19 protein-coding genes and 1 riboswitch are annotated in these 22,555 nt (G+C 50.1%); of the genes, 1 reads left to right on the top strand and 18 read right to left on the bottom strand.

Annotated elements, in window-relative coordinates; genetic code table 11:
• Nucleotides 1-40: 40 nt before the first annotated feature.
• Nucleotides 41-141: riboswitch (TPP riboswitch) on the bottom strand.
• A gap of 20 nt (nt 142-161) precedes the next feature.
• The 11 genes from rpe to gmk are packed head-to-tail and all read right to left on the bottom strand — an operon-like array spanning nt 162 to nt 12,698.
• Entirely contained in the window at nt 162-818 is a 657-nt protein-coding gene (gene rpe / locus GVY42_RS01440; RefSeq protein ID WP_015881346.1) for a ribulose-phosphate 3-epimerase, read from the bottom strand.
• 3 nt (nt 819-821) lie between these two features.
• Nucleotides 822-1,709, bottom strand: coding sequence for a ribosome small subunit-dependent GTPase A (gene rsgA / locus GVY42_RS01435; protein ID WP_159563630.1), 888 nt, complete (start codon nt 1,707-1,709; stop codon nt 822-824).
• A 42-nt stretch (nt 1,710-1,751) separates the two neighbouring features.
• Nucleotides 1,752-3,704, bottom strand: a complete 1,953-nt coding sequence (gene pknB / locus GVY42_RS01430) for a Stk1 family PASTA domain-containing Ser/Thr kinase (protein WP_159563629.1) — start codon at nt 3,702-3,704, stop codon at nt 1,752-1,754.
• Nucleotides 3,705-3,709: 5 nt separating this feature from the next.
• Nucleotides 3,710-4,444, bottom strand: a complete 735-nt coding sequence (locus tag GVY42_RS01425) for a Stp1/IreP family PP2C-type Ser/Thr phosphatase (protein WP_074037291.1) — start codon at nt 4,442-4,444, stop codon at nt 3,710-3,712.
• 8 nt (nt 4,445-4,452) lie between these two features.
• Nucleotides 4,453-5,538 carry a 23S rRNA (adenine(2503)-C(2))-methyltransferase RlmN gene (rlmN, locus tag GVY42_RS01420; RefSeq protein WP_015881342.1) on the bottom strand — a complete coding sequence of 362 codons (1,086 nt, stop codon included), beginning with the start codon at nt 5,536-5,538 and terminating at the stop codon, nt 4,453-4,455.
• 3 nt (nt 5,539-5,541) lie between these two features.
• On the bottom strand, nt 5,542-6,873 hold the full coding sequence (gene rsmB, locus GVY42_RS01415) for a 16S rRNA (cytosine(967)-C(5))-methyltransferase RsmB (protein WP_159562072.1): 1,332 nt from the start codon (nt 6,871-6,873) through the stop codon (nt 5,542-5,544).
• On the bottom strand, nt 6,860-8,260 hold the full coding sequence (gene fmt / locus GVY42_RS01410; RefSeq protein WP_159562071.1) for a methionyl-tRNA formyltransferase: 1,401 nt from the start codon (nt 8,258-8,260) through the stop codon (nt 6,860-6,862). The genes rsmB and fmt overlap by 14 nt, the downstream gene beginning before the upstream one ends.
• Nucleotides 8,261-8,271: 11 nt before the next feature.
• A complete protein-coding gene (gene priA, locus GVY42_RS01405; RefSeq protein WP_159562070.1) occupies nt 8,272-10,596 on the bottom strand; it encodes a primosomal protein N' in 2,325 nt (774 codons plus the stop codon).
• Nucleotides 10,593-11,783 carry a bifunctional phosphopantothenoylcysteine decarboxylase/phosphopantothenate--cysteine ligase CoaBC gene (gene coaBC, locus GVY42_RS01400; RefSeq protein WP_159562069.1) on the bottom strand — a complete coding sequence of 397 codons (1,191 nt, stop codon included), beginning with the start codon at nt 11,781-11,783 and terminating at the stop codon, nt 10,593-10,595. Before coaBC ends, priA begins: the two co-directional genes overlap by 4 nt.
• Nucleotides 11,784-11,841: 58 nt before the next feature.
• A complete protein-coding gene (rpoZ, locus tag GVY42_RS01395) occupies nt 11,842-12,051 on the bottom strand; it encodes a DNA-directed RNA polymerase subunit omega (protein ID WP_015881337.1) in 210 nt (69 codons plus the stop codon).
• Nucleotides 12,051-12,698 (bottom strand): guanylate kinase, encoded by a 648-nt coding sequence (gmk, locus tag GVY42_RS01390; RefSeq protein WP_031421596.1) that lies wholly within the window; start codon nt 12,696-12,698, stop codon nt 12,051-12,053. The genes rpoZ and gmk overlap by 1 nt, the downstream gene beginning before the upstream one ends.
• Before the next feature lie 131 nt (nt 12,699-12,829).
• On the opposite strand from gmk, the gene GVY42_RS01385 reads away from it, so the two are divergent.
• Nucleotides 12,830-14,521 (top strand): NFACT family protein, encoded by a 1,692-nt coding sequence (locus GVY42_RS01385; RefSeq protein WP_201302240.1) that lies wholly within the window; start codon nt 12,830-12,832, stop codon nt 14,519-14,521.
• Between the two features lie 46 nt (nt 14,522-14,567).
• On the opposite strand, the gene GVY42_RS01380 is transcribed toward GVY42_RS01385, so the two are convergent.
• The 7 genes from GVY42_RS01380 to carB all read right to left on the bottom strand — a co-directional run bounded on the left by GVY42_RS01380 (nt 14,568) and on the right by carB (nt 22,554).
• Nucleotides 14,568-15,506, bottom strand: coding sequence for an aromatic acid exporter family protein (locus tag GVY42_RS01380; protein WP_074037299.1), 939 nt, complete (start codon nt 15,504-15,506; stop codon nt 14,568-14,570).
• Nucleotides 15,503-16,333, bottom strand: a complete 831-nt coding sequence (locus GVY42_RS01375; RefSeq protein ID WP_159562067.1) for a hypothetical protein — start codon at nt 16,331-16,333, stop codon at nt 15,503-15,505. Before GVY42_RS01375 ends, GVY42_RS01380 begins: the two co-directional genes overlap by 4 nt.
• Before the next feature lie 89 nt (nt 16,334-16,422).
• Complete coding sequence (pyrE, locus tag GVY42_RS01370) at nt 16,423-17,049, bottom strand: orotate phosphoribosyltransferase (protein ID WP_159562066.1); 627 nt, start codon at nt 17,047-17,049, stop codon at nt 16,423-16,425.
• Nucleotides 17,033-17,737 (bottom strand): orotidine-5'-phosphate decarboxylase, encoded by a 705-nt coding sequence (gene pyrF / locus GVY42_RS01365; RefSeq protein WP_159562065.1) that lies wholly within the window; start codon nt 17,735-17,737, stop codon nt 17,033-17,035. Before pyrF ends, pyrE begins: the two co-directional genes overlap by 17 nt.
• A complete protein-coding gene (locus GVY42_RS01360; protein WP_074037305.1) occupies nt 17,712-18,638 on the bottom strand; it encodes a dihydroorotate dehydrogenase in 927 nt (308 codons plus the stop codon). Before GVY42_RS01360 ends, pyrF begins: the two co-directional genes overlap by 26 nt.
• On the bottom strand, nt 18,635-19,354 hold the full coding sequence (locus GVY42_RS01355; RefSeq protein WP_159562064.1) for a dihydroorotate dehydrogenase electron transfer subunit: 720 nt from the start codon (nt 19,352-19,354) through the stop codon (nt 18,635-18,637). Before GVY42_RS01355 ends, GVY42_RS01360 begins: the two co-directional genes overlap by 4 nt.
• A complete protein-coding gene (carB, locus tag GVY42_RS01350) occupies nt 19,351-22,554 on the bottom strand; it encodes a carbamoyl-phosphate synthase large subunit (protein ID WP_159562063.1) in 3,204 nt (1,067 codons plus the stop codon). Before carB ends, GVY42_RS01355 begins: the two co-directional genes overlap by 4 nt.
• Nucleotide 22,555 lies beyond the last annotated feature (1 nt).

Here is a 22,555-nt window from a genome sequence, read left to right as displayed (position 1 = left end):
AAGCAGCATGACGTAAACGCCATGCTGCTTGGATTCGCAACGTGCATTTTCGCCACATCCCTACGTCCGTGTGAACGGAACAGGTTCAAAGGGTTAGCGTATGCCTCTCAGCCACTTCATGTGACACCCCTTGCGACTCTATCTTGTTGTTCTACCGTCGATTATACACGAGATGCGCCACGAATGCTATCAATGGCTGCTTTATAATCCGGTTGATTGTAAATGGCCGAACCGGCAACTAGGACATCTGCCCCTGCATCAATGCAACGTTTCGCCGTCTCTTCGTTGACACCACCATCAATCTCAATTTCAAAATCGAGCTGACGGTCTTTGCGAAGCTGACTGAGCGCCGAGATTTTCGGTACGACGGATTCAATGAACGCTTGTCCACCAAACCCTGGATTGACGGTCATGAGCAATACCATATCGACATCTTGAAGGATATGTTCAATCGTAGAGAGCGGTGTGTGCGGGTTCAAGACGACCCCACATTTCGCCCCTGCCGCTTTGATTTGCTGCAAGACTCGATGTAAATGGTTCGTTGCTTCCACGTGAACAGTCACAATGTCTGCCCCCGCCTTGACGAAATCTTCGACATAGCGTTCCGGTTGATCAATCATCAAATGCACATCGAGAACCATGTCTGATTTTTTGCGCAAGCTTGCGAGGACTGGTAGCCCAATCGAGATGTTCGGCACGAACTGCCCATCCATCACGTCAAAATGGATATAATCCGCCCCCGCATCTTGAACGGCTTTCACTTCAGCCTCCAAATTGGCAAAGTCGGCTGCTAAAATTGATGGTGCGATTTTAATCATCTGTCAATACCTCCGTTTACGATCGTTTAACTCCTCCATAAAGGTAACATAATTCTCATAACGAGTTGAAGCAACTTTGCCATCTTCTACGGCTTGTTTAATGGCACAGCCCGGTTCATTGATATGGACGCATCCCCGGAACTTGCAATCGTCGTGACGTTCCACAAATTCTGGGAAGCACCATCTTAGTTCATCCGCCTCGAGTTCTTGAGGAAACTCGAGACTAGAAAATCCTGGCGTATCCGCCACAAGCCCGTCGGCCAATTGAATGAGCGTGACGTGACGCGTCGTATGTTTCCCACGACCGAGTGATTTGGAAATTTTCCCTGTGGCCAATTCGAGTTCAGGCGCGACTGCGTTTAAAAGCGAACTCTTCCCGACACCTGTTTGACCGGCAAACACGCTCGTCTTCTCTTTGAAGAGTCCCCGTACTTGATCGACCCCATCCGAAAGCTCCGTCGACGTTTCAATCACGTCATATCCGATGGCACGATAGCGGGCGACCGCTTCTTGAATCGGTCCGGTCTCTTCTTCACTGAGTAGGTCCATCTTCGTTAACACGATGATTGGATGAATCTGTTTGGATTCGATCAATACGAGGAATCGGTCAAGCAAATGATAAGAAAACGCCGGTTCTTTCACAGAAAAAAGTAGAAATGCCTGATCGATGTTGGCGATTGGTGGGCGGACGAGATGGTTTTGACGTTCCTCCACCTCTAAAATATAGCCTGTCCCATCTTCTTGATCTTGAATGACAACGTCATCGCCGACGACAGGTGAGATGTTTCGTTTCCGAAAATTCCCTCTCGCCCGACACCGAATCTCTTGATTCGACTCGGTCATCACATCATAAAACCCGCCTTGTAAACGAATAATCGTTCCTTTCAATATGACTACCTCCCTTAAAAAAGAGGTGACGACACCGTCACCTCTTTATTGTGCCTCTTTGGCCTGTGCATATGTGACTGAATCCGTTCGGACGATCTCACCATCGACTTCAATCGTTGCGGTCCCGACTTCGTCCGGAGCAATGACGAGCGTATACGAGTATGTTGTCGTCTCTGTGATTTTATCCCGTAACACTTCAATTTCACCACGCGCATCGACCGTACGAATCACGACCTCCACGGCTTTCGGTTTCTTGTCTTTTTCCGGTTGCTCGACTTCGACGCTCACTTCACGTTCGATGGAGACGTCCGTCGGTTCAACCCCTTCCGATACGATGACCGTAAGTTCCGTTCCCGGATCGACTGCCGTACCCGCCGTTGGAAGTTGACGGATGATTTGACCTTTAGGAACACTTGTCGAAAACTCATCCCGTCTCACGATTTTTAACTTGTTTTGATCGGCATAAGTCGATGCCTCGTCAAACGTATATCCCGCGAGATTCGACAGTTCGACTTTGTTGCTTCCTGTCGACACGACGAGCGTCACCGTCACTTCTGAAGGAACGACCTCCTCGCCTGGGTCGAGCGATTGCGAAATCACATCTCCGCTAGCGACTGTTTCCGAAGCTTCTGTTTTGATTTCAAGGTCACTGAACGCCAGATCTTTTAACATGCGTTCAGCTGCTGTTTGGGACAATCCCTCCACATTCGGCATTTCGACGGTTTCTTTCCCGGCCGAAACGACGATGGTCACCGTCGTGCCTCGTTTTGGTTTACGCCCTTCTTGTGGGTTTTGCGAAATGACCTCACCTTCTTCGACGTCATCGCTCGCCCGCTCCGTCACTTCGACGACGAAATCGGCATTCTCAAGTTCAGAAGTGGCATCTCCGATACTCATTCCAACGACATCCGGAACGACGGCTCGTGACATTTCATCGGCGACCACGTATGCCGCAATGCTCCCTCCAATCAGGATCAACACGAGTAAAATCCAAATCCACCATTTGCGTTTCTTCTTTTTGACTGGAGTCACCGCTTCAGGTTCTTGCTCACTAGACGCTGTGACCGGAGTCGGTGTTACTGGCGTCTCTGGTTTTTCTTCAGGTATGACCGGTTTCATGACGAGCGTTTGATCGAACTCATCCTGACTGGCCGGAACACGTCTCGGCTCATTGGCGCGTTCACGGCTTAATGCCGTCATGCAGTCTTTCTTAAAGGCTGCGACCGAAACATGACGGGCACCTGGTGACTTCGACAATGCTTGTATGACGCAGTTTTCGAGTGCCTGTGGAATATTCGGATTCAAGTCCATCGGTCGAATCGGGTCATCTTGCAGATGTTGAAGCGCAACGGCGACCGGTGTCTCGCCAATGAACGGGACACGACCTGTCAACAATTCGTACAGTACGGCACCGAGCGAATAAATATCTGACTTTTCATCAGCAAATTTACCGCGTGCTTGCTCAGGTGAGAAATAATGGACCGAGCCCAGCACAGACATCGTATGCGTCAACGTCGCATTCGACATCGCCACGGCAATCCCAAAATCAGTCACCTTCACGTTACCGTGCTGATCAATCATCATGTTCTGCGGCTTGATATCACGGTGAATGATTCGATTCGCATGGGCATGGTCAATCGCATCACAAATCTGTCCCATGATGCGTAGCGCTTCATCGACAGATATGTATTCCTCTTGCAAGTATTGTTTTAACGTCACCCCATCGACGTGTTCCATGACGATATAGTACAAATCTTCTTCATCGCCGACGTCATAGATCGCCACGATGTTTGGATGGTTCAGACTCGTAGCCGCATGGGCTTCTCGCTCGAACCGACGTATAAATTGTTCGTTATGTGAGAATTCAGATCGCAACACCTTGATGGCGACGGTTCGGTTTAAGATCTCGTCATGAGCCCGGTAGACATTTGCCATTCCTCCGCTGCCGATTTGTTGTTCGATCCGATAACGATCGTTGATTCGTTCTCCGCTTCGCATCGGATTCATCCTCTCTTTCTATCTGTGAATTGAACGAGGGCGACCGTGATATTGTCGCTCCCTCCCAATTGATTGGCTTCTGCAATGAGTTGCTCCGCTTTTTGTTCGGCGGATGCCGTTTGTTGTAATACGTGTTGAATCGCCACATCGGTCATGTGTGTCGTCAATCCATCCGTACAAATTAAAATCACATCAAACTCAGGGTCAGCGAGCACTTGCACGTCAGGTTCGACTTGTTCGCTTGAACCGATTGCCCGGGTGATGACATTTCGTTTCGGATGAACCCGCATCTCTTCTTCCGTCAATTCACCAAGTTGTTTGAGCACATTGACGTAAGAATGGTCCTCCGTAAGACGTCTTAACTCATTCGCCTGGAGCGCATAGACGCGACTATCTCCGATATGGACGATGACCACCGTCTCTTCATTCCAACAAACAGCTGCCACAGTCGTTCCCATCATGACAAGATTGGACTGCTTCGCAAATTGCAACACTTGATCGTTCGCCAAATCGATGTGGTGGCGGAACCATCGTTCGATTTCGACAGGGGTTGTCGGGAGAGACGGGAACGCCCGTCTAAACTCTTCAATCACGATTTGACTCGCAACCTCTCCCGCTGCATGCCCACCCATTCCGTCTGCAACCAGGGCAATCCCGGTTATGGCATCACCTAAGATTAAAACTGCATCTTCATTTTGTGTGCGTACTTGTCCACGATCTGTTCGAAATGCTAATTCCATCTTTCTGATTACCTCGTTTCTTGTTCGCGCTCCTTCGCTCGAAGCTGTCCACAAGCGGCATCGATGTCCGACCCTTGCTCGCGACGGATTGTCACGTTCACATTGCGGTCTTTGAGCACTTTTTCGAAGGCAAAGATTTGAGCTCGCGGTGTCCGTACATAGTCACGTTCGAGTACATGGTTGACGGGAATCAAGTTGACGTGACATTTGATTCCTTTTAACAGGTCTGCCAAGAGATGGGCATATTCTTCCGTATCGTTGACACCACCAAAGAGTCCATATTCAAACGTGATGCGACGTCCGCTCTTCTCTGTGTAATAACGAACCGCATCCATCAACTTGTCCAAGTCAAAGGCACGGTTGATCGGCATGAGCTTGGTACGCAATTCCGTCGTCGGTGCGTGAAGTGAAATGGCGAAGTTGATTCGCATACCTTCATCGGCAAACTTGTAAATCTTCGGAACAATCCCACTCGTCGATACCGTGATGTGTCGTGCTCCGATGTTGAGTCCATTGTCATGGTTGACAGTACGTAAGAAACGCATTAACTCATCGTAGTTATCGAACGGTTCGCCGATTCCCATGACAACGATAGAGTCGACGCGCTCTCCTGTCGCGTCTAATGCACGTTGTACGTCGAGCACTTGAGCTGTGATTTCCCCGGCTTCTAAGTTTCGTTTCAAGCCACCGAGTGTCGAGGCACAGAACGTACATCCGATCCGGCAACCGACTTGTGTCGTGACACAAATCGAGTTTCCGTATTCGTGACGCATGAGTACCGTTTCAATTGAGTACCCGTCCTGAAGTTCAAACAAGAACTTGATTGTGCCGTCTTGGGATTCCTGCTTGACCAATTCTTTTAACGTCGTCAATTGGAACGATGCCTCTAATTTGTCGCGAAGCGCTTTCGGAACGTTGGTCATATCATCAAAAGTCGTGACCCGTTTGACGTACATCCAATCATATAATTGTTTCGCACGGAATGCCTTTTCTCCTGCCTCGATCACCCATGCCTCAAGTTCTGGAAACGTCAACGAATAGAGTGACGGTTTTGCGCCTACGAGTGGATTCTTTTCTACTGCTTTTGGATTCATGTTTTATACCTCTTTCTTAAATGCGGCGATATAGAAGCCGTCGGTCCCGAATGTCGTCGGTAATAATTTTAGTTCAGCACGGTCCGATTCCATCATCGGACGAACAGATTGTGGGAGACGACCTTTGAGCGTTTCGTCCCACATCAACCCTTTCGACAGAATATAGTCAGCCTGCGTCTCATTTTCAGACGGGTCGATTGTACATGTCGAGTAAACTAGCGTACCACCTGGTTTGAGCAGTGGCAATACGGCATCAATGATTTGTCTTTGTATCTTTGGTAAGTTTTCGAGTTGAGCTTTGTCCTTCGTCCATTTAATATCCGGCTTTCGACGAATGACGCCAAGGCCCGAACAAGGGACATCTAAAAGAATCCGGTCAAAGCTTTCTTCTTCAAACCGTTCACCTGCTAAACGAGCATCAAGGGCAAGTGCGGTCACTCCATTGATGTGTAGACGTTTGGCTTGTTGATCAATCAATTTTGCTTTATGTGGATGAAGGTCAAGCGCGGTGAGCGATCCACCTTGCATTCGCTCTGCCGTATGCATCGCCTTGCCGCCTGGCGCGGCACATGCATCTAGGATGACATCGTCTTTCGACACGTTGAGTGCATCCGCGACAATCATGGAGCTCTCATCTTGAATCGATAGAAGACCTTCCTCGATAAACGGGGTCGCATGGACATTACCAGACTCTACGACAAGTCCATCAGCAGATAGTTCAGAACGTGACGTCATGACGCCAGCGTCAGCCAACCGGTTCATCATCTCATCCACTGAAATACACTTTCGGTTGACCCGAATCGTAACAGGAGCAGGTTCATTGTTTAATCGGCAAATCGCTTCTGCCGTTTCCACACCATATAACTCAATCCAATCTGATACGAGCCATTCCGGATGACTGTGCTCGATGGCGATTCGTTCTGCATCGGTCAAGCCACTAAAGTCCGGAAACCCTTCCCGAAGCACATTTCGTAACACCCCGTTTACGAATTTGCTCGTTCCGAGGTGATGGCCTCGTTTCTTCGCGATTTCGACCGCCTCGTGTAGGACGGCCCGATCGGGTACTTTATCAAGATAGAAGAGTTGATAAACGCTCATCCGAAGAAGCGGGAGGACAAACTTATCTAGCTTCTTCGGCGAACGGATACGGTCTTTCAAAATATAATCGAGCGTCCCTTTGCGACTGAGCGTCCCATATACGAGTTCGGTATAGAGACCGACATCTTTTGGGGCAACTTTTTTTTGTTTCAATGTATCATTGACGGCAATCGTCGAATACGCGCCGCCTTGTTCAATTTTCATCAGCGTATCAAGCGCTGCTTCACGTACGTTCATGAGTTCCTCCTAATCGGTCGCCAATCCGTAGCTTTTGTCCGGCGCCACGCATGAAGGTTGCACCATCCATCCGTTTCTTACCTGCGGGTTGCAAATCGGTCACTTTGATTGCGACGTCGTTCCCTGTCGCCACGACAAATCCGTCTTCTTCCAGACGAATGACTTCTCCCGACTGTCCCGTACCTGTCGTTTTTTCTCCCATGAACAATTTCACTCGTTCGCCTTCAAGCGTTGAATAGGCCGTCGGGAATGGATTCATTCCTCGAATATGGTTGTAGATGGACTCGCCATGCTTCGTCCAATCAATCTGTTCACGCTCACGGCTGATGTTCGGAGCAAACGTCACGTCTCGCTCGTCTTGAGGCACCGCCTCAATCCACCCTTCCAAGAAGGCCGGAAGCGTACGGATGAGAAGATCGCTTCCTGCTACAGCCAGTTTATCAAATAAAGACCCGACTGTATCCGTCTCTTCGATAGGTACGATGGTATTGGCAATCATGTCCCCTGCATCTAACTTGTCGACCATGTACATGATCGTCACACCAGTCTCCGACTCCCCATCAAGAATGGCTTGATGAATCGGGGCACCTCCGCGATATTTCGGAAGGAGGGAGGCATGTACGTTGATGGCTCCGTGAGGTGGGGCTTCTAGTAAGGCGGTCGGCACGATTTGTCCGTACGCCGCCGTCACAATCAAATCAGGCTTTAACTCTAAAATTTCTGCATAGTCTGTGCGCACTTTTTCAGGCTGCAACACGGGAATACCGTGACGAAGCGCACACTCTTTTACTGGAGTCGGCTTAAGTTCACGTTTTCGCCCGACCGGTTTATCCGGTTGCGATACGACACCTACGACATTGTATCCTTCTTCAAGCAGTCGCTCAAGTACCGATACGGCGAACGTCGGCGTCCCCATGAAGACGATGCGTTTGTCTTTTCCAGGGTTCGGGACGGCGAGCTTGTCTGTGAACAAGACGCCATCCAAATGATCCATCTCATGTTGAATCGCACGAGCGAAAAAGCCGCTCGCTTGAATCGTATGTGTCCGCCCTTTCAAATCTTGATTCTTGACGACGATCGACTCGTGTCGTTCCACGAATCCGAATTCGCCTGGGATGCTCAAACATCCCTCTAGTCCAACTTCTCGACCGGATGTTTCAATGATTTCCGGGTTGATCAAGACGAGCGGTCCCGTCTCATCATCGGTATGGACGACCGCGAGCCGCTGGTTCAAATTGACTTGCGGTGCCGCGACACCAACTCCGTCATACTCATACATCGTATCAAACAATCGGTCGACAGTCTGACGCAATTTTTTATCAAACTTTGTCACCGGTTCGCACGTTACGCGCAAAATGTCATTAGGTACTTCTACTACTTTATACATGTCTCTCCACCTCACATGAATACGTATGGGTTCACATCGATACTCATTTGATATTCTTTCTTGCTGATTGCTTTGGCTCTCGCTTGCTGTAATCGTGCCAGCTCCACATAGAGTGCTTCGGGTTGTTTTGTTTTAATGAATACTTGATAACGATAGGCGTTCTTCAACTTCGATAACGGTGCCGGCATCGGTCCATTCAAGCGACTATTCTCCACGTGCGCTTGTAAAAAGTCTGATGCGAACAATTCTGCCTCGGCCTTGGCGACAAGGGGATTTTCCGCCGAAAACGTGACGAGCGTTAAAAACCAGTAAGGCGGATGATTTCCGACTTGTCTGAGTCCCATCTCTTTGGCGAAAAATGTCTCATAATCATGTTCACTCGCAGTCTCAATCACATAATGGTCCGGGTTATACGTTTGGACGAACGCCTCACCCGGAAGTTTTCCGCGCCCGGCTCTTCCTGCCACTTGCGTGACAAGTTGGAAGGTGCGTTCGGTCGCCCGAAAGTCAGGCATCCCGAGTGTCGCATCCGCCGCGAGTACCCCGACAAGGGTGACGTTTGGGAAATCGAGCCCCTTGGCAATCATCTGCGTGCCAAGTAAGATGTCGGCCTCCCCTTCTTCGAAACGACGCAACAACTGCTCATGTGAACCTTTTCGAGACGTCGTATCCTGGTCCATTCGGATGATGCGCGCTTCTGGAATCCGGTTCAACAGTTCCGTCTCGATTTTTTGTGTGCCCGACCCGAACTGTTTGATTTTCTTACTATTGCAGGATGGACACGTCGACGGCATACCGACCTCATAACCGCAGTAGTGACACTTCAACCGATCTCCATATTGATGATATGTCAAATTGACGGCACAATGCGGACATGTCATGCCTTCCCCGCAGTCCCGGCACATGACGAACGTCGTGAATCCACGACGGTTCAATAAAATGACGCACTGCTCTTTTTTCTCGATCCGGTCGAGAATCCCTTGGAACAATTCTTCCGAGAACATCGTCGTATTGCCTTTCGCCAATTCACGGCGCATATCGATAATGTGGACCGGTGGCATCTCTCCACCATACCGTTCTTTCAAATGCAAATAGTGATAGACGCCTTTTTGTGCCCGAGCATACGATTCAAGTGAAGGGGTCGCACTGCCCAACACGACGGGACACCCATGATAGCGGGACCGCCAGATGGCAACATCGCGCGCATGATAACGAGGATTTTCCTCTTGCTTGTACGTCGTCTCGTGCTCTTCATCTAAGATGATGAGACCGAGTCGGTCGAGCGGGGCAAAGATTGCAGAACGGGCACCAACGACGACGTCGACTTCATTTCGTTTAATCTTACGCCACTCGTCGTACTTCTCACCTTTAGACAGAGCGCTATGCAACACGGCGACCCGATCGCCGAATCGACGCTTGAAGCGTTTGACCATCATCGGGGTCAAACTGATTTCAGGAACGAGTAAGATGGCCTGCTTGCCTTCATCGATGACTTGTCCGATTGATTCTAAATAGACTTCGGTCTTCCCACTCCCCGTCACACCGTGGACGAGTAACGTCTCACCCGCTTCAGCCTCCTGTATGGCCAAGACGGCACTTGCCTGACTGTCATTCAATTGAACCGATTCCTCGACTTGCTCGATTGTCGCGTACGGGTCACGGTTCAACTCGACCTCGGTCAATCGAACCGCTCCGAGGTCGGCAAGTTTTTGCAGTTGTGGACGAGTCAGACCAATTTGACGTAGTGCCGACCAATACATGCGTGGTGTCTCCTTTAGTAAGTTGACCGCTTCGAGTTGCTTTTTCGCACGTTTTGGCACGACCGTTGCATCGAGGAGCTCGACGACGACGTCGGTCTTAACAGTCTTCTTTTCTTTTAAGACGGGCGCTAAGATCAGCTCCCCTTTTTTAGCGAGTCCAAGAATGACCGATTGGACTTCTTTCGGATACTCCGATAAATGCGTTCCGAGACGGACCCCATCAGGCACATGCCCTTCTTTGATTTCTTTGTCATAACTCACCTTGAGCGCGGCCGGAAGCATCGCGAGCAAGGCGGATGAACGAAAGCAAAGTGTCGTCTCTTTCACATGAATAGATAAAGCGAGCAGTTCATCGGTGAGTGAAGATTCCTCATCTAACAGCGCTTCTAACGGTTTCAATCCATCTCTCGTCCCATCTGACGTACCGACGACGATCCCGAGCAGACGACGGGACCCGAATGGGACAGAGACGCGCATGCCCGGTTCAATCAAAGCCTCAAATTGTTCAGGTACTTCGTAATCAAACGGACGATCAATCGTGATCACCGGTGCATCGACATGTACATGTGCAATCATCGGACCGCTTCCTTAAAATGTGTGAGCAACTCGAACGCTAACGCTTTCTTCGATTGTTTCGGAAGTCTAAGTGACGTCCCGTCAGCTTGGAACAAGACGACTTCATTGTCGTCTGCCCCGAATCCGACGTCACTGCCAGACACATCGTTCGCCACAAGGTAATCGACGTTCTTTCGCTTTAGCTTAGCTGCCGCATGCTCCTCGAGTCGTTCCGTCTCAGCAGCAAATCCGACCAACACTTGATGGGTCTTCTTCTCACCGAGTGATTTTAAAATGTCTGTCGTTTCTTCAAGTTCGATCGTGAGTGGACCGTGAACTTTTTTATGTTTTTCCGAATGCACCGTTTTCGGACGATAATCCGCAACTGCCGCCGATTTCACGACAAGGTCTGAAGCCTCAAAGCGGCTCGTCACTTCGCGCAGCATCTCCTCACTTGACTTGACGGGAACCGCTGTCACGCCATCTGGGACAGGAACTTGAAGCGGGCCATGGACGAGCGTGACACGGGCGCCCATGTCTCGAGCCACCTCAGCGAGTGCGACGCCCATTTTTCCAGACGAATCATTGGATAAGTAACGGACGGGATCGATGCGTTCGACAGTCGGGCCAGCCGTGATCAAGACATCTTTTCCAAGATATAGTTTCGGGACGAATTGGCTTTCGATGATGCGAACCAAGTCTTCCGGTTCAGGCAGACGTCCCCCACCAATCCATCCGCAGGCCAAGTTGCCGACACCAGGTTCAATCAACTGATAGCCATATGACTTTAGCGTCTCGATGTTGCGCTGTGTGGCAGGATGTTCGAGCATGTTCACGTTCATCGCCGGTGAGATGATGACCGGGCACTTCGCAGCCAAAACGGACGTCGTCATGAAGTCATCCGCAATCCCGTTCGCCAATTTTGCGATCGTATTTGCCGTCGCCGGGGCCACGACAATCAAATCGCTCGAGTCGACGACATCGATATGTGCAATCTTTGTCGGGTCATGCTCTTCGAACACGTCCGTATAGACCGGGTTGCGACTGAGCGCCTGGAAGGTCGCCTGACCCACGAATTGTTCTGCCGACTTCGTCATCGCGACGCGAACATTCGCTCCGGCTTGAACCAATTTCGATGTGAGCGCACACGCCTTGTAGGCGGCGATGCCACCACTCACACATAACAAAATAGTACGATCCTTCACCATTCCCAAACTCCCCCTTATAGACAATGAGACCCAAGTCGCAAACGACTTGGGTCACACTTCATCCGTTGTTTTTTTCGTTCACGATGATTGTCGTATCACCCGAAAATAGTTCTTCTAACGCTTGACCGACCGGCTTATATGATTTTGGCTCGGCGACTTTCGGTGCTTTTCCATCTTGAATCTGACGCGCCCGTTTTGCAGCGACCGTAACGATCGTGTATTTTGACGGGATAGTACGTTGTAAGGCATCAATCGAAGGGTATAACATTAAATGACCTCCATCATGGCTTTTTTATAGAGTGACGCAACACGTTCACGTTTACAATGCTCGGCTGTCACGATCGCTTTAATTCGATCGATGGCTTTGTCGACCTCGTCGTTCGTGACGACATAATCGTAGGCGTCCATCAACTCGATTTCTTCACGCGCGACGAGCAGGCGTTGCTTAATGACTTCTTCTGACTCCGTGCCTCGTCCGATGAGACGATTGCGAAGTTCTTGAAGACTTGGTGGTGCCAAGAATAAAAAGACGGCTTCTGGGAGAAGTTCCTTCACTTGGAACGCCCCTTGCACCTCAATTTCAAGAATGACATCTTGGCCGCTTTCGAGCGTTTCACGCACCCACTCTACAGGCGTCCCGTAATAGTTACCGACAAATTCGGCATGTTCAAGCAGTTCTTTTTGTTCGATCATCCGTTCGAACTCTTCTCTCGATTTGAAGAAGTAATGCACTCCTTCAACTTCCCCTTCACGTGGTTTTCGGGTCGTCGCCGACACCGAATATTGAAGGTTGTTGTCCTCTTCCTCGCGAAGAGCACGGCAAACGGTCCCTTTTCCGACACCGCTCGGTCCAGACAAAACGATTAATAATCCTCGTTCTTTAAAATTCACTGCAAGCCCTCCATCTTCTAACATCACATTTAATTATAATAGCAGTCAATCAATTGTCCCGGCAAGAAGAAGTTCGGATTTCCTACTCCATCGTACCATATTTTCTGTTTTTCTGATAACGTAGAGACAGAAAATGAACAAAGGTGATGAGATCATTGGCTTATGATGGATTAATGACATATCGTGTCGTACAAGAATTACAATCGCTCGTCGGAGGGCGAATCAACAAGGTACATCAACCGTATTCGCTCGATTTGATGCTTCAAATTCGCTCGAATCGTCAGAACGCGCAACTCTTGATATCAGCAAACGCGATGTATGCCCGTCTTCAGTTGACGGATACACCGATTAAAAACCCACAAGAACCGCCGATGTTTTGCATGATGCTCCGCAAACATGTGGAAGGTGGATTCATCACGGCGGTCGAACAAATCGGAAGGGACCGTGTCATCGTCATATCGGTCCGCTCTCGTAACGAGCTCGGCGATGAAGAATCGAAGAAAGTATACATCGAATTGATGGGGCGCCACTCGAACGTCGTCTTGACGACGGAAGAAGGCAAAATATTAGATGCAATCAAGCATCTACCCCCTTCTCAAAACACGTATCGAACCATCATGCCGGGTAGTGACTATCTCCTTCCTCCGGAACAACATAAGTTCGATCCATTGACGGAGATGACAGAAGGATTGAAACGAATCGATTGGAACGCCGGCAAGCTCGATAAACAGATAATTTCCACGTTCGCCGGTGTCAGTCCGCAAATCGCACAGGAAGTGGTTCATCTCGCAAAAACGCCGAATCGAGATTCCTTACAGCAAGCATTTGAGAACGTCCTTCGTCAACTCGATGGTCCCTACGTTTTCCAACAACTTGCGAATGGTAAAGAACGATTCGCTCCGATTGCATTGACAGCCGGGGACATCGAAACCGAGGAAACGTATGAATCGAGTAAAGAAGTGCTCGACCGTTTCTACTATGAAAAAGCGAACCGTGACCGTGTGAGACAACAAGCGCACGATGTCGAACGTCTCCTTAAATCAGAACTCGAAAAGAATCAATTAAAACGGCGTCGTCTCTTAGACGACATGAAGGCGACGGAGCGGGCGGATGAGTTACAAAAATACGGCGAGCTGTTGACGACGTATCTATTCCAACTCGAGAAAGGGATGCGTGTCGCCGAAGTCGTCGATTATTATGACGAGAACGGTGCAATCCTCTCCATTCCGCTCGACCCACTCAAAACACCGAATGAGAATGCGCAGCAATACTATAAGAAATACAACAAACTAAAAGTAGCCAAAGTCGAAGTGAAGAAACAGATGGAGTTGAACGATGCAGAAATCGAATATTTAGAGACGCTCATCGCCCAACTCGACGTCGCTTCCCCGTCCGATCTTCTTGAGATTCGCGAGGAGCTTGCAGAAGAAGGCTACATCCGTCAAAAACGTCAAAAGAAAAAAGCAAATCCGAAAATTTCGCTTGAAGCGTACACGTCCTCGACCGGAACAGAATTCTTTGTCGGGAAGAACAATACGCAAAACGACCATCTGACGTTCAAGTTCGCACGACGTGATGAGATTTGGCTTCATGTCAAAGATATTCCTGGGTCTCACGTGATTATCCGCTCGACGGAACCAGACGAGACGACATTACTAGAAGCCGCATCAGTCGCCGCCTACTTCTCGAAAGCACGCGCATCAAGTGGCGTGCCTGTCGATTACACACGCGCCCGTTTCGTGAAAAAACCGAGCGGTGCGAAACCGGGATTTGTCATCTATACAGATCAACAGACCGTCTACGTGACTCCGGATGAACAATTGATGAAGTCATTGAAACACTCGTAAACATGAAGACCCGTCATGATCATGGCGGGTCTTCTACGTATAGAGTTCAGATTTTCGGATCATGCTTAAACGCCTCGAGCTGTTCATGATAGTCGAGCAAATGCCCGTGTAAAATTTCTGAAACGGATAAATCTTCATGTGGAAGTTTGAAGAGCGAATAGGGCTTGTCACATGTATAGAGAATGTCGTGATGATGCGCTAGTAAATATAAAAATTCTGACTCAAATGCCTGACGCTCTTCCTCGCTCATCAACAGGAAAGCTTCTCGATGCTCGGCGAGGCTCTCTAGCAACAAGACCAGCTTGTCTTCAAGGTGAATCAACAAACGGTATTGCTTGATCGTCATATATTTCAATTTGACGTTCGTCACTTTCATGTCCTCTTGGAGCATCATATGAAGCTCCTGATGGCCAAGAATGCGGGCTCGCGTTTCTAGCAGCTCTGCCGGGGAACCGACGAGCTCTCGCCAGTGATGGAACAAGTAAGAAGAAGTCTTACGTACCTCGTTCAATAACCGGTCCTCATAACGAGGAGGCATGAACGCGTAATTGACACCGAGTGAAACGAATACACCAACCGCCGTTAATAGAGAACGGGTCCACGCATAATGGAAGAAGTCCGATGTAGGACTTTCGAGCATCATGACGATGGCAAATGCCGCATACGTCGACATGTGGGTTTTATCGAACGTCGTGTTAAGCGTGAGCGAAACGATGACGGCTAATCCAATCGAGAGCGGATTGACACCGAACAAATAGACGATGAAGAGCCCGCACATAAGACCGACGACCGTTCCGAATATGCGACTGAATACGATTTTAGACGATCGCTTGACGGTCGGTTGCATCGCCACAACTGCTGCGATGGCTCCCATCCCTGAATAAATCCCGAAGATATACCACGAGATGGCGACGGTGATGGCGACGGCAATTCCAGTTTTTAACGTACGTAACCCGATTTTCGGGATGTATCGTTGTCCATTCATTTGAGTTCGACCTTTCCTGTCTCAGAAATCAGTTCCACCACCGGTCGATTCGATGTCGACAATTGATACACACCCGGTTCGACTTCTTCGTAACGGTCGCTACTCGAGATTTTTCCGGTCGTCGTCACGTTCACTTGTCCTGTCGCATGTTTCGGCGCGTAACTAAGCGTCCCAGCTTCCGTTTGGATGGTCATCGCTTGATTGACGACAACATCGCTGACGGTCGCATGACGATAAGAGCGAATGTCACCGTTCACAAGTCGTGCCGATTCGATGGTCGTATCGCTTTTCGATTCAATCCGTAGACGATCACTATCAATCTGTTTCAAATTGACGGCATTCACATCCATAACAATCGTCTTCGCATTCAATCCTTGTCCTGTCACCTGCTCCGCTCCCAGATGAACCGATGTCATCGAGCTCGGCAAAGCGACTTTAATTTTGTAGCGCGACGGTTCATCGCTCGCTCGACTTCCGAAATAGCTGAACCATCCATATCGCTCGACGACGTAGATGGTATCCCCGACTGACTTGACTTTGATGCGGCGTTCTTTCGAATTAGTCTGCATCACTTCAATCTGTACCTTTTCATTTGGACTACGAACGAATTCCACATTCCCATGGTCTGTTTCGAGTCGCAATTTCTTCATTTGATATCGGTCTTCATACTGGTCTCCTAGCGCTAATAAATGGCTGAACACAAATAAATTCACTAAAAAGAGCGCTGGGATAATTATCAAGACGAGACCGAAGGCGACTTTACGATGTTTTGGAATTGCACGAAATCGTGCGTTCCATGTCTTCTCTTTGCTTCTTGAATACGCCATATGCCTCTCCTTTTCGAATCACTTCCGTTATTTTACCATGAAGTATGACATATGCCGAATCGAAAAAGAATCCGCCCGAAGGTGGATTCTTAAGAGGTGACGAGGTCGCTCCAGGCACGAGGATCTTCTTGCCAGTCGCGAAGCGAATCGAGCTCCGAACGGTTTAGAACGCCCGTACTCTCTGCCACTTCAATCAATTCTGAGAACGTTGTCAACGATGTTGCCGTCAGATCTGCATCGCTTAGATTCTTCTGAAGAACCGGTAATCCGTACGAGAAGATGGCTTGAATCCCAATGACGTCACCACCCGCCTGACGAATCGCCTTCGCCGCATCGATACTCGACATCCCGGTCGACAATAAATCCTCGATGACGAGTACTCGAGCGCCTGCCTCGAGTCTTCCTTCAATTTGATTGCCTTTCCCATGCCCTTTTGCACTCGAACGGACATAAATGAATGGAAGCCCGAGTCGGTCAGCGAGCAATGCCCCGTGAGGGATACCTGCCGTGGCCGTCCCTGCGATCACATCGACATCGGTCGGATTCACTGACTTCACCAATCCATCGACGATGACTTGACGCACTTTCGGATAACTGAGTGTGAGTCGATTGTCGCAGTAGATCGGACTCTTCAATCCGCTCGACCATGTATACGGCTCAGTCGGTGATAGTGTGACGGCTTCAATCTGTAAAAGTGCCTCAGAGATTTGTTTCATTCATTTGTCCCCATTCCTTCATAAATTGGTCGTACATGGCCATCGGATCAGTCGCACGTGTAATCGGTCGGCCGACGACAATTGAGTGAACGCCCGCCAATCTCGCTTCCTGTGGCGTCGCGATACGGACTTGATCATCCTCGGTTGCACCGAGTCGGATGCCAGGTGTGACCGTCATGAACGTGTTCCCTAGTTTTTGATGAATCGCTTTCGCTTCTTGAACGGATGCGACTACTCCGTCAAGTCCTGCCTGCTTCGCAAGTGTCGCTTGTCTGAGAACGGCTAGATCGAGTCGTCCAGCAATCCCGAGCTCTGTCTGCATCATTCGTTCATCTGTCGACGTCAACTGTGTGACCCCGATCAATCGAGTCGTATCGTTTGCCTGACGTAACCCGTCTAACGCATAACGCATCATCTTTTCGCCGCCTAATGTGTGGACATTCGTCACAGCCACCCCGAGCTTTCCGATTTGTCGCATCGTACGGCGTGCCGTCTCCGGGATATCGTGTACTTTCACATCTAGAAAGACCGGATAACCCTCATCGACCAATTCTTCGACAAAGCGTGCGCCTTCCCGATAAAAGAGTTCCATCCCGACTTTGACAGCCGGTCGGTTTGAAAATCGTTTTAACAAATGAAACGCTTCGTCCCGCGTTTCAACGTCAAGGGCGAGATACAAGTTGCGCATAGGCCTTCCCCCTCACATCCAAAATATGTTCGATTCCGAGTGAATCAAGTCGTGCCGGTAACGCTTCAATGATTTCCTGACAGACGTATGGATTTTCAAAGTTCGCCGTCCCGACGGCAACGGCAGACGCCCCCGCATAAATAAACTCGAGCACATCGTCGACCGTCCGAACCCCGCCCATGGCGATGATGGGAATGTCGACCGCTTGTGCGACTTCATACACCATCCGGACCGCTACCGGTTTGATGGCTGGACCGGATAACCCACCGATTCGGTTCGCTAAAATCGGTCGACCTGTCTCGATATTGATTCGCATCCCTACGAGTGTGTTGATCATCGTCAAGCCGTCCGCCCCGGCTGCTTCGACGGCTCGCGCCATGTCGGTGATTGACGTGACGTTCGGAGACAGTTTGACATAGACCGGCTTACTTGAAGCCGCTTTGACGAGTCGTGTAAGTTCTGCGGCCATCACCGGGTCCGTCCCAAACTGCATGCCTCCACATTTCACGTTCGGACACGAGATGTTCAATTCAATGGCTTTAATCGTCGGGTCGGCACTGATTCGACGGGCGACTTCCACATATTCATCTGGCGTCGAACCGGCAACGTTGGCGATGATTTCCGTGTCGAACGTCGAGAGAAATGGTAACTTTTCTTCGATGATCGCATCGACTCCCGGATTTTGAAGACCGATCGCGTTGAGCATACCCTGTGCCGTCTCGGCAACACGTGGGGTCGGATTACCGAATCTCGACTCCTCCGTCGCTGCCTTGATCATGATGCCTCCCAAAATCGAGAGGTCGTACAACTTCGCGAATTCCTCCCCAAATCCGAAACATCCGGAAGCCGGAATGATTGGATTTTTTAAACGAAGACCTGGTAACTCGACATTCAATCTCATAACAGCACCTCTTCCGCATTGAATACCGGACCGTCACTACAGACTTTCACATAGCCGTCCGGCGCTTGACAGACACAGGCAAAACAAGCACCGATGCCACAACCCATCCGATTCTCGATCGAGAGATATCGTTCAGGAATTGGTGAAGCGGCGACTGCTTTTAACATCGCTTCCGGACCACAACTGAACAACACATCGGCTTGGATGCGTGCGAGGGGGCCAGTGACGAAGCCAAGTTCCCCGTGAGTACCGTCTACTGTCGTGATGATCGTCTCACCAAGTTCACGAAAGGTTTCTTCATAAAAGACGCTTTCTTTTGAATCAAACCCGAGAATCGCAATCGTTTCAATCCCCATCTCATGTAGTCGACGTCTGACGTAGTAAAGCGGTGGGACCCCAATCCCACCTCCGACCAGGACGACTCGCTTTCCATGTTGCGCCAGTGGAAAACCGTTCCCGAGCGGACCAAGGACGTCTAGCGTGTCCCCCACTCGATTCCCTGCCAGCTCAGTTGTCCCTTCCCCAATCACTTTGTATAAGAAGGTGATTTCGTCCCCCTCGACGTTCGCCACCGATAACGGCCGACGTAACAGACCGGACGTCTTGATGTGAAAGAACGTCCCAGGGGCGACCTCCACCCCAGGGCAACGTACTTTCATTTCCATCGTCGCTTTGGCGATTTGCCGGTTGCTCACAATCGTCACGTCATGTCTCATACCATCACCCCGAACGTTGTGAATGCCGGGATGCTGACCGTCTGGAACGACAGGCTTTCAATGACTTGTAACAAGGCTTCGACCGTATCGAGCGAGGTCAGGCAAAGCGTACCCTGTTCGGCGGCCGTTCTTCGAATCAAGAACCCGTCTTTCGTGACGAGTGCGTCGCGGCTCGTCGTATTGATGATCAAGTCGACGTCTCCACGCTCGATCACACTGAGCATCGTCTCACCGTCTTCTTGAATTTTCCCGACTCGACGAACACGCATCTGTTCCACTTCAAGACTATCAGCCGTCCCACTCGTTGCCATGAGGCGGAAACCGAGGCGGTCAAATCGTTTCGCCAAGGCGATGGCCTCGTCTTTGTCATGGTCGGCAATCGTCATGAGCACGTTCCCTTTCAAGGCGATGTTCATCCCTGCTGCAACGAGCCCTTTATAGAGCGCTTTTTCGAGTGTCCGGTCTGTCGCCATGACCTCTCCTGTCGACTTCATCTCGGGACCGAGCGATGGGTCTACCTCTTTCAATTTCGCGAACGAGAAGACCGGTACTTTGACCGAAATACTGTCCGACTCAGGATGAATGCCTGTCCCAAGACCTAGTTCTTTCAAACTCGTCCCAAGAATCGTTTGTGTTGCAATCCGTGCGACCGGTAACCCCGTCACTTTCGAGATGAATGGGACCGTCCGACTCGCACGTGGGTTTACCTCGATCACATACAGGTCATCCGCATAGACAAACTGGATGTTGAGAAGGCCTTTGATGCGGAACGCTTTCGCCAACTTGATCGTATAATCGACGACTTTTTGTTTCAGTTCTTCACTGAGTCGTTGAGGCGGATAGACGGCAATGGAATCGCCTGAGTGTACGCCGGCACGTTCGATATGCTCCATGATCCCTGGGATGTAGACGTCCGTCCCGTCACAGATGGCATCGACTTCAATCTCAATTCCTGTCAAGTAGCGATCGATGAGAACCGGTCGATCTTTCGAGGCGATGACCGCATGTCGCATGTACCGCTCGAGCTCTGACTGTTCATACACGATTTCCATCGCCCGTCCACCGAGGACGTACGATGGTCGAACGAGTACCGGATAGCCGAGCTCATTCGCACATGTGACGGCCTCTTCCACGTTTGTCGCAGTCTTTCCTGGTGGTTGAGCCAATCGTTCCGCTGACAATGTGGCTTCGAACGCCTTTCGGTCTTCGGCACGGTCGATATCTTCCAGCGTCGTCCCAAGAATTTTCACGCCGTTCGCTTCTAACGATGCCGCCAAGTTAATGGCAGTCTGTCCACCGAATTGGACGATGACACCTAGCGGGTTTTCGTTCTCGATGACCTCTAATACGTCTTCTGTCGTCAACGGTTCGAAGTACAATCGATCGGAGATGGAGAAGTCTGTCGAGACCGTTTCCGGGTTGTTGTTGATGATGATGGCTTCATATCCTGCATCTCGAATCGTTTCGATTGAGTGAACGGTCGCATAGTCGAACTCGACACCTTGTCCGATTCGAATCGGACCTGATCCAAGGACGAGGATGGACTCCCGGTCTGTCTTCACCGCTTCGTTCTCCACTTCATATGTCCCATAAAAGTATGGTGTCTCAGAAGCAAACTCGGCCGCACACGTATCGACCATCTTATAGACGGGACGAATGCTCCATTCTTTCCGTTTCGTGCGAACCGCTTCTGTATCCATCGACAGCATACGGGCGATTGCCACATCACTGAACCCTAGACGTTTCACATCCAGTAGACGTTCTGACGTCAACGGCTCCTTGATCAGTTGTTGCTCTGCCTGCCAGATCCGGTTCAATTTCTGTAAGTAGAATCGATCGATTTTTGTCAGTTGGTGTAGCGTTTCTACCGTGTATCCGCGACGAAGGGCCTCATAGACGATGAACAAACGCTCGTCTGTCGGATGAATGAGTCCATTCTCGAGCTGTTCTGTGTCTAATGCTTGAAGTTGTGGAAGGTGGAGTTCTTCCATACCCAGTTCAAGCGAGCGAACCGCTTTTAGCAGAGCCTCTTCTAAATTCCGACCGATGGCCATGACCTCACCCGTTGCCTTCATTTGTGTGCCTAAGCGGCGATCCGCGGACTCAAACTTATCGAAGGCGAAGCGTGGGATTTTAGCGACGACGTAATCGAGCGCCGGTTCGAACGAGGCGTAGCTCGTCTCTGTGACCGGGTTTTTCAATTCTGATAGCTTGTAACCGACAGCGACTTTCGCAGCAAGCTTGGCAATCGGATAGCCTGTCGCTTTTGATGCGAGCGCTGAGCTCCGTGAAACACGTGGATTCACTTCGATGACATAGTACGTGAAACTGTCTGGGTCGAGTGCGAATTGGATGTTACACCCACCCTCAATACCGAGTGCCCGAATGATATCGAGCGAGACGCTGCGTAACATCTGATAATCCCGATCTGATAGCGTCTGCGTAGGGGCGAATACGATCGAGTCACCGGTGTGGACTCCAACCGGGTCAAAGTTTTCCATCGCACAGACGATGATGGCTTGGTCACTCGAGTCACGCATGACCTCGAACTCGACTTCTTTCATCCCGGCAATCGATTTCTCCAACAAGACTTGCGTAACAGGACTCGCCTTTAATCCAGATTCAACGATTTGCTCGAACGATTCCCGGTCATGGGCAATCCCGCCACCAGTTCCCCCGAGCGTGTACGCAGGTCGGATGATGATCGGGTATCCGATCCGTTCCGCAAATCCCCAGGCAGACTCGAGCGTATGGACAATCTCACTTTCAGGTACGCCGTGACCGAGTTCGAACATCAAGTTACGGAACTGTTCCCGGTCCTCCGCCTGAACGATCGCAGACAATTTTGTTCCAAGAAGTTCCACGCCACAATCCCGCAGGACGCCCCGTTTGTCGAGTTCAAAAGCCAAGTTCAAACCCGTCTGCCCGCCAAGCGTGGCAAGGAGTGCATCCGGACGTTCCTGCCGGATGATTCGCTCGACGAATTCTGGTTCGAGCGGTTCGATATAGACACGGTCCGCCGTCGTCGGATCTGTCATGATGGTGGCCGGATTCGAGTTGACGAGGATGACTTCGTAGCCTTCTTCTTTCAAGGCAAGACATGCCTGTGTACCAGCATAATCAAACTCCGCTGCTTGTCCGATTACAATCGGTCCTGATCCGATTACGAGGATTTTCTGAATATCTGGTCGTTTTGGCATG

The sequence above is a fragment of the Exiguobacterium sp. 8A genome, from assembly GCF_902506275.1.
Classification (GTDB): domain Bacteria; phylum Bacillota; class Bacilli; order Exiguobacteriales; family Exiguobacteriaceae; genus Exiguobacterium; species Exiguobacterium profundum.
This window is presented reverse-complemented; position numbering and strand designations above follow the sequence as displayed.

What these genes read in the sequence shown, in the direction of transcription:
- pknB (WP_159563629.1), bottom strand. Translation starts at nt 3,704, where the DNA reads ATGCGAAGCGGAGAACGAATCAACGATCGTTATCGGATCGAACAACAA.
- rpe (WP_015881346.1), bottom strand. Translation starts at nt 818, where the DNA reads ATGATTAAAATCGCACCATCAATTTTAGCAGCCGACTTTGCCAATTTG.
- priA (WP_159562070.1), bottom strand. Translation starts at nt 10,596, where the DNA reads ATGATTGCACATGTACATGTCGATGCACCGGTGATCACGATTGATCGT.
- GVY42_RS01425 (WP_074037291.1), bottom strand. Translation starts at nt 4,444, where the DNA reads ATGGAATTAGCATTTCGAACAGATCGTGGACAAGTACGCACACAAAAT.
- rsmB (WP_159562072.1), bottom strand. Translation starts at nt 6,873, where the DNA reads ATGAACGTACGTGAAGCAGCGCTTGATACGCTGATGAAAATTGAACAA.
- GVY42_RS01375 (WP_159562067.1), bottom strand. Translation starts at nt 16,333, where the DNA reads ATGGCGTATTCAAGAAGCAAAGAGAAGACATGGAACGCACGATTTCGT.
- GVY42_RS01360 (WP_074037305.1), bottom strand. Translation starts at nt 18,638, where the DNA reads ATGAGATTGAATGTCGAGTTACCAGGTCTTCGTTTAAAAAATCCAATC.
- pyrE (WP_159562066.1), bottom strand. Translation starts at nt 17,049, where the DNA reads ATGAAACAAATCTCTGAGGCACTTTTACAGATTGAAGCCGTCACACTA.
- GVY42_RS01380 (WP_074037299.1), bottom strand. Translation starts at nt 15,506, where the DNA reads ATGAATGGACAACGATACATCCCGAAAATCGGGTTACGTACGTTAAAA.
- rpoZ (WP_015881337.1), bottom strand. Translation starts at nt 12,051, where the DNA reads ATGTTATACCCTTCGATTGATGCCTTACAACGTACTATCCCGTCAAAA.
- gmk (WP_031421596.1), bottom strand. Translation starts at nt 12,698, where the DNA reads ATGTTAGAAGATGGAGGGCTTGCAGTGAATTTTAAAGAACGAGGATTA.
- rlmN (WP_015881342.1), bottom strand. Translation starts at nt 5,538, where the DNA reads ATGAATCCAAAAGCAGTAGAAAAGAATCCACTCGTAGGCGCAAAACCG.
- pyrF (WP_159562065.1), bottom strand. Translation starts at nt 17,737, where the DNA reads ATGCGCAACTTGTATCTCGCCCTTGACGTTGAAACGCGGGACGAAGCG.
- fmt (WP_159562071.1), bottom strand. Translation starts at nt 8,260, where the DNA reads ATGTATAAAGTAGTAGAAGTACCTAATGACATTTTGCGCGTAACGTGC.
- carB (WP_159562063.1), bottom strand. Translation starts at nt 22,554, where the DNA reads ATGCCAAAACGACCAGATATTCAGAAAATCCTCGTAATCGGATCAGGA.
- coaBC (WP_159562069.1), bottom strand. Translation starts at nt 11,783, where the DNA reads ATGGTGAAGGATCGTACTATTTTGTTATGTGTGAGTGGTGGCATCGCC.
- GVY42_RS01355 (WP_159562064.1), bottom strand. Translation starts at nt 19,354, where the DNA reads ATGAGACATGACGTGACGATTGTGAGCAACCGGCAAATCGCCAAAGCG.